The sequence below is a fragment of the Absiella sp. AM09-50 genome, assembly GCF_003433845.1.
Taxonomy (GTDB): domain Bacteria; phylum Bacillota_I; class Bacilli_A; order Erysipelotrichales; family Erysipelotrichaceae; genus Hoskinsella; species Hoskinsella hominis.
Genome location: NZ_QVFI01000023.1, coordinates 37,062 through 50,576, shown reverse-complemented (window position 1 = coordinate 50,576; position 13,515 = coordinate 37,062). Strand labels below are relative to the sequence as shown.

Here is a 13,515-nt window from a genome sequence, read left to right as displayed (position 1 = left end):
AAACACGGTTGGAAGTGATACGATGATACGATATGCGACAATTAAAGATGCAGATGCTATTTATGAATTGATTTGTGAATTAGAAGAAACAGCCTTTGACAAAGATATCTTTTTTATGCATTATAAGCGTAATTTAAAGGATGATAAATTTATTTATATGGTAGATGAAAATAGTGGTGTTATCGCTTTTGGCAGTATTTATTTTCATTATCCCTTACATCATTGCGCAAAAATCGCAGAAATTGAAGAATTATGTGTAAAACAAACGCATCAACATCAGGGAATTGGTTCTAAAATGTTTACCGCCTTATGTACAAGTGCAAAAGAAAAAGGTGCTTTACAAGTTGAATTATCCTGTAATAAAACCAGGCAGATTGCACATGCATTTTATAAAAAGCAAGGGATGATGCAACAACATGATAAATTTACCTATCCTTTGGGAAAGGAACAAAAATGAAAAAATTAATATTGATCAATGGAACCATGGGGGCAGGTAAATCCACACTATGTAAAGCGTTGAATAAACGCTTGCCTCATAGCGTTTGGCTAGATGGTGACTGGTGCTGGATGGCAGATCCATTTGTGGTAAATGAAGATACCAAAGCCATGGTTCTTGATAATATCACTTATCTGTTAAACAATTTCATATCCCAAAAAGATTATGAACATATCATCTTTTGCTGGGTGATGGATGAGGCAGCAATCATCAATGAAGTAATCAGCCGTATACACAAACCAGTGGATATCTATACCATTACTCTTCGTTTAAACAATGAAACCCTCACAAAGCATTTACAACATGATATTGATACAGGAAAACGTCATGCTTCCTGTATCGCCCAGAGTTTAGCAAGACAACAAAAATATGAATGTATGGATACCATCAAAGTTGATATTGATGATAAGACGATAGAAGATATTTTGGATGAGATAGAAGAAATCATAAAAGGAGAATGAAAAAATGGAAGAAAACGTATTACAACAAGATGTGCAGGATGTAGCACAGGAGCATCATTTATTATTTGCGAAACTGTTATTTCATGAAAAGCCGGTATTATGCAGCGCGGATGCATATAAAGAAGCTTTAGAGAAACGCTTAGGTGATATAGATCTTGTCAGTGATGGAAACTTATCCATGTTTGCGGTAAAAGGATATTGTACAAAAATGTTAAATGACGCAAAAGAGGAAGTAGAAGTACCTGCAATGCTGAATATGATAGAACCATTGGAATTTAAATTGGATGCCATTAGTGATCTAGAAAAAAGTCAGTATTGGGATGTAGAAAATGCATTAGAACAATTATCAAATTGTCAATATGGAATTTCAGTCTTTGATATGATGAGCATTGGCCTGCCATATCAAAAGCGTATGGAATTAATGGTTCATGCAGTAGAAGCAGCTTTGGAAATGTATCCGGATTGTATAGGAACCTATATGGATTGTTCAGGAAAGTTTATGACACGTGATCAGATATTATCTGTACAGGATAAAGATATTGTCTATCGCTTTATTAATATGTATGTGAATGTACGTTTCTTCAACATCCAGGGAAAAGAAGATGAGCATGTAATTGACTCTATAGGCGCATATGCTTTAGAATATCCAGATGTACAAATGCATTTTCATTCTTTAAACCCTAATCATGTCGTTGGTTATGTATACAATGTGTTATCTTATCAGCTGGAACATGATTTTCCAATTGAATCTAAAGATACCATTGATGGTATTAATCAAGAAGGATATATGGATCAAAATATTCCATGGACCTGCCAATATGAAAAAAGTCTGATTCAGCCAATTCGTGATGTATTGGATATCTGCCCAAAAGAATTTGCGGCAGGAAATCGGGAAATTTAAATCATGACAGGAAAATATGTAGGCATGAGCTTACATATTTTCTTTTTTTCTTATATTGACAAACCTTTAGAAGCATAGGGAAGGCTTAAGAAAATATAGCACAAACGAAATTCCTATGATATAATTGTTACTTGTGAGGTGGTACAATGGCATTTACAGTAACGATAGATCAGTTTGAAGGACCTTTGGATTTGATGCTGCATCTGGTAAAAGATAATAAACTGGATTTGTTTGATCTGGATATGGATGTTTTAACTGAACAATATCTAACCTATTTGAATGCCATGGAATCCATGCATTTAGAAGTCGCAAGTGAATATTTGGCAGAACTTGCAGGACTTTTAGAATATAAAAGCAGAAAACTATTGCCACGAGAAAAGGTGGAGGTAGAAGAGGATTATGAAGAAGATAAACAAAAGCTTGCACAGCGATTGTTGGAATATCAACGGTTTAAAGAAGTAACAGCTGATTTTGAAAAGAAATATGCAGAACGACAGATGTTGTTTTCAAAGCCGTTAAGTGAAGAAGCAAATAAATGGATCAAAACAACGATTGAAGAAGATTTAAGAGGAAATCCTTATGATTTGATCAAGGCGATGCAAAAGGTAATTCGCCGTCAGGTGCTGGCACATCCTTATGAAACCAAAATGACGGTAAAAGAATTATCTTTGGATGAACGTGTTGTACAGATTAAAAAACGTTTGAGAGATTGGAAAGGGAAGATGAGCTTTGAAGAATTATGTAATGATTGTACCAGTCTGCATATGGTCATCGTTACATTTCTATCAATACTGGATTTAATCCAGCACAGGGAGTTAAGCTTTACGATTGATCAGGATGAAGAAATATGGATTATTAAAGGAGAAGAAGTATATGCCACAGCCTAATATGAAGAAAATATTTGAAGGTCTGTTGTTTATCGCAGGGGATGAAGGATTAAGTGTTGAACAGATCAAAAGCTGTTTAGAGGATGATACAACAGCAGAAGATATTGAAAAGCTATTGGATGAAATGATGAAAGAATATTTAGAAGATGATCGTCGTGGGTATGAGATGGTACGTTTTGGGGGAATCTATAAATTTGTATCTAAACAGGATATTCATCCTTATGCGGAAAAAATGTTCGCATCTACAAAGATTTCAACCTTATCACAGGCAGCACTTGAAACACTAGCGATTATTGCATATAAACAGCCCATTACACGTGGAGAAATTGAAGAAATCAGAGGTGTCGGCTGCGATATGATGGTTAGAAAGCTGTTAGCTAGAAACCTAATTAAAGAATGCGGGCGAAGTGATGCACCAGGCAGACCGTTTCTATATGAAGTCACAGATGAATTTATGGATGCGTTTAAATTAGAAAGTTTAAAGGAACTGCCAGAACTGCCTACTTTCCATGAAGATGAAGATAGTGAATTATTTGAGGATTAAGCTCCTCTTTTTTTATGCGCGTGGGTATTTACGAGTCATAATCTATAAGTTATACTATCGATATAAAAAGAAAGAAGGCAATGATGATGAAATATTTTCATTATAAAATTACTATTTAGCTTTATCATTTTTTGTATGATGCTGACACTGTTTTGGAAAGGCAGTATTGCGGGAGATGAAAGGATTCTTGTGCTTGAGTTTATAGAATCTCACACATTTCTTTTGTGGTCACTATTATTCATCAGTTTTTTCTCATTGTTTTTAGAAGTTATAATGTTTCAAAAAAAGAAAGATTAATTTTATACTCTGCTTAATCAGGGACACTTTCTTGATTTTGTTGAAATATATGAATATAATATTAAACAAAAGATGAGGAGTTGGAATAGATCATGCATAGTGTTTTGATTATTGATGATGACAAAGACCTGTGTGCCTTAATGAAAAAGTGCATGGAACAGGAGAATTTATATGTTATGATTGCCCATAATGGGATAGATGGGCTACATCTGATGGAAGAAAATAAAGATAGTCATACATTGGCACTTATCATTTTAGATGTTATGATGCCTTACATGGATGGGTTTCAAGTTTTAAAGAAAATCAGGGAGGAAAATAATATTCCTATTTTGATGTTGACAGCGAAGAATGCAGAAGATGATAAAGTCTTTGGATTACGCTTAGGTGCAGATGATTATCTGACAAAACCGTTTAGTATCAATGAGTTGATGGCGCGGGTGAATTCATTGATTCGCCGTTATACAACCTTAAATCCTACTTTTACAGGGGATACAGAGCGCTTGATACTGAAAGGCATGATGATTGATAAAACAAGTCGTATTGTGGAGGTGAATGAGCAGCCTGTAGAATTAACAGGTAAAGAATTTGATCTATTATTATTTCTTGCGTCTAATAAAGGGCGTATATTTACAAAGAAACAGATTTATACGCAGGTATGGGAAGATGAATATGCATTTGATGACAGCAATATCATGTCTTTCATTAGTAAGTTAAGAAAAAAGATAGAACCAGATCCAGAACATCCATTTTATATACAGACCGTTAGAGGTGTTGGTTATCGATTCAATAAGGAGGCATAAAAATGGATATACAACAATATCTTTTCATTGCACTCATCATCGCCTTGTGTATCATCATCTATCTGCTTGTGAAGTTGTATCATATCAAGGAGCAAATCACATTTATCAAAGATGTTTTACAGGATTTAAAAGATGGAAATTTAAACAGACGTGTACTTGCACAAAAAGACATGACAAAACAAATTTGTTATGACATTAATCAAATCGCAATGAGTGCCCAGGCACAGTTGATTCATCAAAAGCAGTCGGAACAGGCCTATAAACGCTTAATGACAAGTCTTTCTCATGATGTGAAAACACCTCTTGCTTCTTTGGTGGGATATCTGGAGGCGATTGAAAATAATATTGTGACAGGGGAAGAAAAAGATGCATACCTTCATGTGGCTTATGAAAAATCACAGCATTTAAAGCATTTTGTAGAAAATCTGTTTGAATGGGTAAAATTAGATTCTGGAGAACAAGTATTTCATTTTGAACGTTTGGATATAAATGAATTATCGCGTAATATTATGGCGGATTGGATACCTGTTTTGGAAAATAACCATAATGCATACGAAATCGATATTCCAGAAAATGAGTGTTTTATGCGAATTGACCAAAATGCGTATACCCGTATTCTTAATAATCTAATACAAAATATAATCGTTCACAGTGAAGCAGACCTGCTTAAAATATCTTTAATGGAAGAACAAGAAAAGGTACAGATCATTGTAGCGGATAATGGAAAGGGCATCACCTCACAACATCTGCCACATATCTTTGAGCGATTATATCAATGTGATGACTCACGCTCCGCTAGAGGAAATGGGCTGGGACTTGCGATCACAAAAGAACTTGTAAGCATACATAAAGGAACTATCATCGCCAACAGTACTCCTAATGTTGGAACTGAATTTATCATATCATTACCAAAAGCTCTGTAGAGATACGGAGCTTTCTTGTCGTAAAGCAAGGTAAAAGCAAGATTTCAGCAAGGTTTTGGCAAGGTTGTTTCGATATAATGCATAGTGTAAGTGGTAAATAATCATTACCATATTACTGGTTTATGGAAAGTGAGGTAATTGATATGAATGAACATGTAATACAAACAAACCAATTAACAAAAAAATATGGAAAACAAACAGTTGTGAACAAAGTGAACCTGCATGTGAAAGAAGGTCGTATTTATGGCTTGTTGGGGCGTAATGGTGCTGGGAAAACAACGATCATGAAAATGATTTTAGGATTGACGCCAATCACTTCTGGAAACATAGAAGTGTTTGGAAAAAATATAAAAGGACTGGAAAAGAAAATATATCCTCGTATTGGCGCAATCATAGAAACTCCAGGATTTTATCCAAATTTGACAGGTACAGAAAATTTAGAGATATTCGCAAGACTGCGAGGCACACCAACCCATGATGCGGTAAAGAAAGCCTTACAGATTGTTGGACTGCCTTATAAAGATAAAAAAACCTTTGGAAAATATTCGCTTGGAATGAAACAGCGTCTTGGGATTGCGAATGCGATACTGCATGATCCAGAATTGTTGATTTTAGATGAACCAACCAATGGTCTTGATCCTATCGGCATAGCAGAAGTTAGGGAGTTTATCAAACGATTAAGCAATGAATATGGAAAAACAATCATCATTTCCAGTCATATTCTTTCTGAAATCGCATTACTTGCGGATGATATTGGTATTATTGATCATGGTGTGCTTCTGGAAGAAAGTAGTATGCAAGCATTAGAAAAACGAAATCGTAAATACATCTTGTTACAGGTATCTGATGTGCCAAAAACAACGCTGCTTTTAGAACGTCAATTTCATATATTTGATTATTCTGTACAGGATGAACAAACCATTCGTATTTATGATACAACTCTGCATATGGGAGAAATCAATAAAGCATTATTTATGGAGGACATCACTGTCATCAGCTCTAGTATCTGTAATGATACCCTGGAAGATTATTTCAAAAAAATCACAGGAGGTGAGGGCATTGCTTAAACTGGTTTCAATTGAGTTTTGTAAGCTGCGCCGTAAGAAACAGATATGGCTCATGTTATTGTCAGCGTGGATCATGCCATTCTTTGCTTTTCTATATTTTGGTTACTTAGGACAAAAAGATATAGATCCTGCAGCGTTTTATAAATGGTCCTCATACAACTATACGTTATTTATTATCCTTCCATTTGTATTAGGTTTATTTGCTACCATGTTGATGCATGATGAAAACCGATATGATATGTTGAAACAGTTATGGATCGTACCGGTAAGTAAAATGGGTTTACTATTTAGCAAGTTCTTTGTTGTATTGATCTATGGCATCTGTTTTATGTTATTGAATGTATTTGCATCTGTATTGTTTAGTGTGCTACCACATTATGTAGCATTTGACTGGGGTGATATCCTGCGTTTACTTGAACGAAGTATCGAAATTGCGGTATTGACAGCTGTTGCGATACTACCCGTCTTTGCGTTATCCGCTTCACAAAAAGGTTATATATTTCCTGTATGTGTAACGTTGATCTATGTATTTGCCGGTGTATTTATCACACCTGTAAATTCCTGCATACATCCTTTATCCTGCGTTTTTGTGATTATCGCAAGAAATGGGACACTTTCAGGTTTTACACTTCCACAGACGAATGTTTCCATTGCCTTGATCAGTCTTTGTATATGGGGCATAGCTTCTGTTTTATTTGCGAACATAAAGTTAAGCAAAAGAAAGTAAGGTGGAAGCATGCGGATATTATTATGGGCAGAATTTCAAAAACTCAAGCGTTCTAATATTGTTTTCATTACAATGCTTGCGACTGTTTTGATTGCAGTTATCGTTTATATCGGTGGTATTACAACATTATCAAATGAACAATTATCCATGGATTTAACTGGCTGGTATCTGACAACTACACAGGTATGGGCAACATTGTTTGTCCTGCCTGCCATGATTGCTCTTTTAGGAAGCTACATGATTTGTCGTGAGGAGCAGGAGGATACTATGAAATCTTTACGCCTCATTCCAGTTGATGAAACAAAGCTGACATTTGCGAAGCTGATCGTGACATTTATATTTTGTGTTCTCATATATTTATTGTTGTTTTTCATTACGCTTTTCATAGAGGTTTGCGTACATGTATCACATTTATCATGGGCACTAATCGGCAGCTTTTTCAAAATGTATCTGTTGGATGGGATTGGTGTATTCTTTGCTGTATCACCATTCATTGCGATTGCGCCCTATTTGAAAAAAAGTTATTGGGTATCCATGGTGCTTACGGAAATATATTCTTTTGCAGGACTGTTTATGAGTATGTCACAAACGTTAAAAACATTATATCCAATAACGGCTGTGTTTGGTATATCAGGTTATTATGATACAACCACACAAAGCTGGATATGTTCTCTTATCATATTATGGATATGTGGCTGTATATCAGGCATGTTAGTAAAAGGTTTACATCATGAAGAAATTGGTTAGAATAAGAAAAGGAAGATATTTAGCCGGTGTATGTGGTGGCATAGCAAAATTTTTTGATATCGATCCTAAGATAATACGTTTGTTGTTTGTATTGTTTACACTGGCTTATTCCAGTGGATTGATTGCGTATATTATTTTTATGATTGTCATGCCAAAAGAAACAAAATAAGATATTTTGCAAATTATTCCATAAAACTGTAAATTATTCCAAAAATATTTACGAATGAAAAGATGCGGGTTATACTGTAAACGTATTAAAGGTACAAAGAAAAAAGCTTATTAACAAATGGTTCATGAAACTGGCAAGAGGTAGGAAGAACATAATAAAGTATCTATCTTATCCAGCGTCAGGACAGTAATGGCCACTTGTGAAAAGGCTATAGAGAAACATCAAGAATGACAAAAACCGATTAGACTTGGAAGTATGCAGAACATACCAGAGCCAAGGACGTTGGGAATCATGTAGTCAGGAAGGATGACATCAAGGAAAAATCAAGCAGGTGAAAGCCATGAGGAACAATGTGTTGGAAATGGTGAAAGCCTAAGGCGTGATAAGAATTGATGAAAAAGTATCTATAGCAGCTGAAGGAACATGTGAAATGGTGAAACTGATCATAAAAGAGATGAGGAAACCAGAGAATATTAACATGACTTCAGCGCAATATAGAAAAGAAGAAATCGTTAAAGGGTTTCTTCTTTTTTTGTGAAAAATGTAATTTTTTTGTTTCATTTTGAATAAAAAACACATATAATAAAACCTGTCTATTATTTTTGAGGAGGAAATTGTTTTGAACACGTTTGTAAATGATTTAAAAAGGGAATTCAAGGGATATAATACACAGCGGTTTTTAAAGGATCTGCTGGCAGGATTTACAGTTGCGGCTGTTGCATTGCCACTTGCTTTAGCATTTGGTGTCAGCAGTGGTGCAGATGCTGCTGCAGGTATGATTACTGCGATTATCGCTGGAATCGTTATCGGAGGATTATCAGGGGCATCTTATCAGATTTCCGGACCAACCGGTGCTATGAGTGCTATCTTGATTGGCTTATCTGCCACATATGGTTTACAGGGAGTCTTTGTGGCATCTTTGATGTCAGGCATCATTTTGATGCTTGCTTCTGTATTTAAAGTAGGAAGAATTGTTTCATTTATTCCTTCAAGTGTTGTGACCGGTTTTACCAGTGGTATTGCGATCATTATTGCCGCAGGACAAATTGATAACTTCTTTGGGACAACATCATCTGGAACGAATCTGATTGAAAAACTGGCGTCTTATGGACAACTGGGGTTTTCTATTGATGGGATGACATTGTTGTTTGGTGCCATGGTTGTTGGTATTATGATCATATGGCCTAAAAAATGGCAAAGTGTGTTTCCATCTTCACTTGCGGCAATTCTAATTGCTTTAACTTTCCATATGCTCTTACCTTATGAGGTAAAAGAGGTAGGTGCAATTCCATCCACTCTGCTTCCGGATGTCCGCTTGTTTATGGATCAGATACCATGGTCAAATATGCAGAACCTGATAATGCCGGCTATAAGTATTGCTGCTTTGGGAATGATTGAATCCTTATTATGTGGGGCAAGTGCATCAAAAATGAAAAATGAACCCTTACATGCCGATCGTGAACTTTTGGCACAGGGGATTGGAAATACGATTTTACCATTCTTTGGTGGAGTACCTGCTACAGCAGCTATCGCTAGAACAAGTGTTGCCATTAAAGCAGGCGGACAGACACGTCTTGTATCGATGATTCATTCTCTTGTATTATTGGCATCTATGTTTTTGTTAGGACCTTATATGTCAAAAATACCCATGGCAGCACTTGCCGGTGTATTGATGATGACCGCATGGCGTATGAATGAATGGAAAGAAATTCATCACATGTTCGATAAAAAGCTGAAAACCAATCTGGCACAGTTTTTTACAACTATGATTGCGACCATTGTATTTGATTTAACAATCGCCATTTTCATTGGCATCTTAGTATCTTGTATTTTATTTATTGTGAATAATTCAGATTTATCTATCAGTGTAGAAGATGTCGATTTTAAGCGATTAGATAAAGATTTAAAATATTCACATGAACAAACCAAACTGATATACTTAAGTGGTCCAATGTTTTTTGCGACACAAGGAAAAATCAAGCAGGTATTAAAAGCGTCTATCACAGAAGCAGAAGCATTAATTTTCTCTATGCGTGGAGTTCCATCTATTGATCAAAATGGTGTACAGGAGTTAAATGATATCGCCACAGGCTGTAAAAAACAGCATATTCGTGTTATATTATGTGGTGTAAGTGCATCTGTCATGAATCAATTAGAACGCTATGAAATACTAGAAAGCTTTGATAATATCGTATGGGATGCGATTGAAGCAATTACTTATTTAGATGGCATTTACCATGAAGAAGAAAGGAGTATATGATGAATATACGATTTGCGAAAATAGAAGATGCACAGGCAATTTTAGATATCTATGCATATTATGTAAAACAGACGCAGATCACGTTTGAATATGATGTACCATCCTTACAGGAATTTCAAACACGTATGAGTGATATCATGAAGGATTATCCTTATCTGGTATTAGAAGAAGATGGACATATCATCGGATATGCTTATGCGCATCGTATGTTTCAAAGAAAGGCATATGACTGGGATGTTGAATTATCACAATACTTTCACAAGGAGTATACATCCAAAGGCTATGGTAGTATCCTGTTTCAGGCAATGATCGATATCTTAAAACTGCAGGGTATAAAAAATGCATACAGTCTGATCACACTTCCAAATGAAAAAAGTGAAGGCATGCATCAAAAATATGGTTTTGAAAAGTGTGGCGTATATCATAAGACAGGTTATAAACACGGCCGTTGGCTGGATGTGGGAGTTTATGAAAAAAATCTATTGCCATATGATGATCCTAGTCCTGTCATATCCATACAGAATTTAAATAGAATACAATTAGAAAAGATGTTGTCCGCATATCAAAAATGATGTGTCAGGACAACATCTTTTTCTGTTCTTCGACATATACTTGTGAATGGTGATGATATGAAAAAATGGGGTTGTATCTTATTATGTTTACTGATCCAGTGCAGTGTTGTACATGCGGACAGTTATTGTGTATTAAGCGAAGATGATAATACAGTGATTGAAGAAAAAGATATGAATGAACCACAAAGTGTTGCAAGTATCTCAAAAATCATGACAGCAATCGTCGCAATAGAAGAAGGCGATTTAAAAGAAACATGGAATGTAGGGGATGAAATCAAACTGGCAAATGGCAGCAGTATCTACTTAAAAGCAGGCCAACAAGTCAACCTGCAGGATTTATTATATGGATTGATGTTACGCAGTGGAAATGATGCGGCAGTTGCGATTGCGACACATGTCAAAGGAAATGTGGATGATTTCGTGAAAGAAATGAATAAAAAAGCCAGACAAATTGGCATGCTGAATACCACATTTCATAATCCAAGCGGATTAGATGAAGAAGATGGAGGAAATATTTCAACGGCTTATGATATGGCAATATTAATGAGCTATGCGATGAAAAATGATGATTTTCAGAAAATTACAGGCGCTAAATATTATACAAGTACATGGAACTACCGCTGGAAAAATAAAAACCGTTTATTATTTGAATTTCCATTTACCACAGGAGGCAAAACTGGCTTTACAAAAAAGGCCGGAAGAACACTTGTCACAACCGCCAGTCATGATGGTGTAAACAGTGTGGTTGTGACACTTAGAAGCAGTGATGACTTTGCATTTCATGAAAGTAAACACCAGGAGGTCTTTGAAAAATATAAAACTGAAGTGCTGCTGAATAAAGGAACCTATTGTATTGGGAAAAAACAGATTCAAGTGGATACGGATATCGCTGTAAGCCTTCAAAAAGATGGTAAAGATACCTTGCAGGTAAAAAGTCATGTAGAGAAAAATAATTTTGTGGTGGAAGTCATTAAAAATAATGTCAGTAATGTTTATAGCTATCCTTTACAAAAGGTGAAAGGAGATCAGTCATGAATTTTTTATGGGTTGTCATGATTCTTGGAAGTATTGCGTATGCATTAGCAAATGGAGATGTGAATATCATCAATGATGTATTTGTGAACGTTGGCAAAGATACCTTTGATTTTGTGATTCCATTGTTATGTGTCACAGTATTTTGGAACGGTGTATTATATGTCGCAAGGGAAGCAGGCATTATTCATTTTGTGGAACGTTTGATGCATCCACTTTTAAAATGGCTGTTTCCAGATTTGAAACATGATGAAGAAACACTTGGCTATGTCGCAACCAATGTCGTTGTTAATATGGTAGGACTTGGTTCAGCGGCCACCCCTGTTGGATTAAAAGCAATGGAAGGTATGCAAAAACATAATGAACAAAAAGATACAGCAACCCGCTCTATGGTGACCTTTCTAGTATTAAATACAGCAGGAGTAACTTTATTCTCTACAACCCTTGTCGCTATGCGCTCCAGTTTTCATTCCATAGATGTTATGGGATTTTTACCATATGCCATCGTGTCCACATTATTCGCAAGCTTTATAGGAATCATGGTCGATCGCTGGTGGAATTATCATGAATAAAACAGATTATATCATGCCCTGTATTGTATTAGTCATCTTTGTGATTGCATTTTTTCGCCATGTCAAAGCATATCCTGTATTTACTCAAGGAGTCAAAGATGGATTATCTTTGTTTATGGATATCTATCCTGCCTTGCTTGCGATGATGTTTGCGATTACTTTACTTAGAAAAAGTGGCCTGATGGACATGATTTGTAACTTTATGTCATCTATGATCAAAGGCATACCTTCTCAAATATGGCCGATGGTATTCTTTCGTCCAATATCAGGTAATGCCTCCTTAGCAGTTCTTGCGGACATCTTTCAAACATGTGGTGTAGATTCCTTAGCAGGGAATATGGCCAGTATTATTCAAGGTTCTACCGATACAACGTTTTATGTAATTACCCTTTATTTCTCCAGCGTAGGTATTAAAAAAATAAAAAATGCATTATCGATTGGGTTGATTGCGGATGTTGCGGGTATCTCTATGGCAATTCTTTTAACAATGCTGTTTTTTGCATGAATATGAATATACTTTATACTTCTATAATTCGTAAGAAATGAAACACTCTATCATTAAAAACAGTGAAAAAAGCTATGAAAACGCTTGCAATAGTATCTCTTTTTAAGTATAATTATCTTAGAAAAGTATTTGTATATCAAATCAAGAAGGGAGCAGTTTATGAAAAAAGAAATATGATTTATTTGCTGGCTGTAGCAGGTATCTTATGCGCTATGACAAATGTAGATGCAACTTCTTTCCGTATTACTAAGGTAGAGTCTTTAAGTGGTACAGGCAATAAAGTAGTGACAAAAAGTTCTGATACAAAATCATGGAATGCAAATTTTGCAAGTGATGGTAAGACAAATACAATGATTCTTTATATGTATGACAATCCATCTACTACTTTATTAGGAGATACCATTATCGCAGTAGAAGGTGGAGGTACTGTTACTCAACCAGCTCGCGGAAAAAAGGGTCAATCTGTAAAAGTTGTTTGGAGAGATTATGATGGTAATTTTGCAAGTTACACTTGCAATGGAACTGTTAATGTATATTAATATTAGAAAATAAGCA

Annotated in this window: 17 protein-coding genes; all 17 read left to right on the top strand. The window is 35.5% G+C overall.

Going from position 1 to position 13,515, the window contains the following annotated elements:
• The first annotated feature begins 22 nt into the window (after positions 1–22).
• The 17 genes from DW114_RS16280 to DW114_RS16200 all read left to right on the top strand — a co-directional run bounded on the left by DW114_RS16280 (position 23) and on the right by DW114_RS16200 (position 13,499).
• Positions 23–457: a GNAT family N-acetyltransferase gene (locus DW114_RS16280; protein ID WP_158552309.1), complete on the top strand. Its 435-nt coding sequence runs from the start codon at positions 23–25 to the stop codon at positions 455–457.
• The gene (locus DW114_RS16275) at positions 454–957 is read left to right on the top strand and encodes an AAA family ATPase (protein WP_117454787.1); all 504 of its coding nucleotides are present in this window, start codon (positions 454–456) and stop codon (positions 955–957) included. The genes DW114_RS16280 and DW114_RS16275 overlap by 4 nt, the downstream gene beginning before the upstream one ends.
• 4 nt (positions 958–961) lie before the next feature.
• Positions 962–1,858: a DUF4261 domain-containing protein gene (locus DW114_RS16270; protein WP_117454786.1), complete on the top strand. Its 897-nt coding sequence runs from the start codon at positions 962–964 to the stop codon at positions 1,856–1,858.
• 146 nt (positions 1,859–2,004) lie between these two features.
• Entirely contained in the window at positions 2,005–2,745 is a 741-nt protein-coding gene (locus DW114_RS16265) for a segregation and condensation protein A (protein ID WP_117454785.1), read from the top strand.
• Positions 2,732–3,289 (top strand): SMC-Scp complex subunit ScpB, encoded by a 558-nt coding sequence (gene scpB / locus DW114_RS16260; protein ID WP_117454784.1) that lies wholly within the window; start codon positions 2,732–2,734, stop codon positions 3,287–3,289. The genes DW114_RS16265 and scpB overlap by 14 nt, the downstream gene beginning before the upstream one ends.
• A gap of 389 nt (positions 3,290–3,678) precedes the next feature.
• Entirely contained in the window at positions 3,679–4,386 is a 708-nt protein-coding gene (locus DW114_RS16255; protein WP_117454783.1) for a response regulator transcription factor, read from the top strand.
• 2 nt (positions 4,387–4,388) lie between these two features.
• Positions 4,389–5,309 (top strand): sensor histidine kinase, encoded by a 921-nt coding sequence (locus DW114_RS16250; protein WP_117454782.1) that lies wholly within the window; start codon positions 4,389–4,391, stop codon positions 5,307–5,309.
• Between the two features lie 143 nt (positions 5,310–5,452).
• Positions 5,453–6,376: an ABC transporter ATP-binding protein gene (locus tag DW114_RS16245; RefSeq protein WP_117454800.1), complete on the top strand. Its 924-nt coding sequence runs from the start codon at positions 5,453–5,455 to the stop codon at positions 6,374–6,376.
• Positions 6,369–7,103, top strand: coding sequence for an ABC transporter permease (locus DW114_RS16240; protein WP_117454781.1), 735 nt, complete (start codon positions 6,369–6,371; stop codon positions 7,101–7,103). Before DW114_RS16245 ends, DW114_RS16240 begins: the two co-directional genes overlap by 8 nt.
• A gap of 9 nt (positions 7,104–7,112) precedes the next feature.
• Positions 7,113–7,850: an ABC transporter permease gene (locus DW114_RS16235; RefSeq protein WP_117454780.1), complete on the top strand. Its 738-nt coding sequence runs from the start codon at positions 7,113–7,115 to the stop codon at positions 7,848–7,850.
• Complete coding sequence (locus tag DW114_RS16230; RefSeq protein WP_117454779.1) at positions 7,834–8,019, top strand: PspC domain-containing protein; 186 nt, start codon at positions 7,834–7,836, stop codon at positions 8,017–8,019. The genes DW114_RS16235 and DW114_RS16230 overlap by 17 nt, the downstream gene beginning before the upstream one ends.
• Before the next feature lie 619 nt (positions 8,020–8,638).
• The gene (locus DW114_RS16225) at positions 8,639–10,279 is read left to right on the top strand and encodes a SulP family inorganic anion transporter (RefSeq protein WP_233509594.1); all 1,641 of its coding nucleotides are present in this window, start codon (positions 8,639–8,641) and stop codon (positions 10,277–10,279) included.
• Entirely contained in the window at positions 10,279–10,851 is a 573-nt protein-coding gene (locus DW114_RS16220; protein WP_117454777.1) for a GNAT family N-acetyltransferase, read from the top strand. Before DW114_RS16225 ends, DW114_RS16220 begins: the two co-directional genes overlap by 1 nt.
• Positions 10,852–10,908: 57 nt before the next feature.
• Complete coding sequence (locus DW114_RS16215) at positions 10,909–11,886, top strand: D-alanyl-D-alanine carboxypeptidase family protein (protein ID WP_117454776.1); 978 nt, start codon at positions 10,909–10,911, stop codon at positions 11,884–11,886.
• The gene (locus DW114_RS16210) at positions 11,883–12,455 is read left to right on the top strand and encodes a spore maturation protein A (protein ID WP_117454775.1); all 573 of its coding nucleotides are present in this window, start codon (positions 11,883–11,885) and stop codon (positions 12,453–12,455) included. Before DW114_RS16215 ends, DW114_RS16210 begins: the two co-directional genes overlap by 4 nt.
• On the top strand, positions 12,448–12,960 hold the full coding sequence (locus tag DW114_RS16205; protein WP_117454774.1) for a spore maturation protein: 513 nt from the start codon (positions 12,448–12,450) through the stop codon (positions 12,958–12,960). The genes DW114_RS16210 and DW114_RS16205 overlap by 8 nt, the downstream gene beginning before the upstream one ends.
• A 74-nt stretch (positions 12,961–13,034) precedes the next feature.
• Positions 13,035–13,499, top strand: a complete 465-nt coding sequence (locus DW114_RS16200; RefSeq protein WP_117454773.1) for a hypothetical protein — start codon at positions 13,035–13,037, stop codon at positions 13,497–13,499.
• Positions 13,500–13,515: the final 16 nt, after the last annotated feature.

Excerpts from the sequence above, each read along its gene's own strand:
- DW114_RS16245 (WP_117454800.1), top strand. The coding sequence starts at position 5,453 with ATGAATGAACATGTAATACAAACAAACCAATTAACAAAAAAATATGGA.
- DW114_RS16265 (WP_117454785.1), top strand. The coding sequence starts at position 2,005 with ATGGCATTTACAGTAACGATAGATCAGTTTGAAGGACCTTTGGATTTG.
- scpB (WP_117454784.1), top strand. The coding sequence starts at position 2,732 with ATGCCACAGCCTAATATGAAGAAAATATTTGAAGGTCTGTTGTTTATC.
- DW114_RS16215 (WP_117454776.1), top strand. The coding sequence starts at position 10,909 with ATGAAAAAATGGGGTTGTATCTTATTATGTTTACTGATCCAGTGCAGT.
- DW114_RS16255 (WP_117454783.1), top strand. The coding sequence starts at position 3,679 with ATGCATAGTGTTTTGATTATTGATGATGACAAAGACCTGTGTGCCTTA.
- DW114_RS16200 (WP_117454773.1), top strand. The coding sequence starts at position 13,035 with ATGAAAACGCTTGCAATAGTATCTCTTTTTAAGTATAATTATCTTAGA.
- DW114_RS16230 (WP_117454779.1), top strand. The coding sequence starts at position 7,834 with ATGAAGAAATTGGTTAGAATAAGAAAAGGAAGATATTTAGCCGGTGTA.
- DW114_RS16250 (WP_117454782.1), top strand. The coding sequence starts at position 4,389 with ATGGATATACAACAATATCTTTTCATTGCACTCATCATCGCCTTGTGT.
- DW114_RS16270 (WP_117454786.1), top strand. The coding sequence starts at position 962 with ATGGAAGAAAACGTATTACAACAAGATGTGCAGGATGTAGCACAGGAG.
- DW114_RS16280 (WP_158552309.1), top strand. The coding sequence starts at position 23 with ATGATACGATATGCGACAATTAAAGATGCAGATGCTATTTATGAATTG.
- DW114_RS16235 (WP_117454780.1), top strand. The coding sequence starts at position 7,113 with ATGCGGATATTATTATGGGCAGAATTTCAAAAACTCAAGCGTTCTAAT.
- DW114_RS16220 (WP_117454777.1), top strand. The coding sequence starts at position 10,279 with ATGAATATACGATTTGCGAAAATAGAAGATGCACAGGCAATTTTAGAT.
- DW114_RS16210 (WP_117454775.1), top strand. The coding sequence starts at position 11,883 with ATGAATTTTTTATGGGTTGTCATGATTCTTGGAAGTATTGCGTATGCA.
- DW114_RS16275 (WP_117454787.1), top strand. The coding sequence starts at position 454 with ATGAAAAAATTAATATTGATCAATGGAACCATGGGGGCAGGTAAATCC.
- DW114_RS16205 (WP_117454774.1), top strand. The coding sequence starts at position 12,448 with ATGAATAAAACAGATTATATCATGCCCTGTATTGTATTAGTCATCTTT.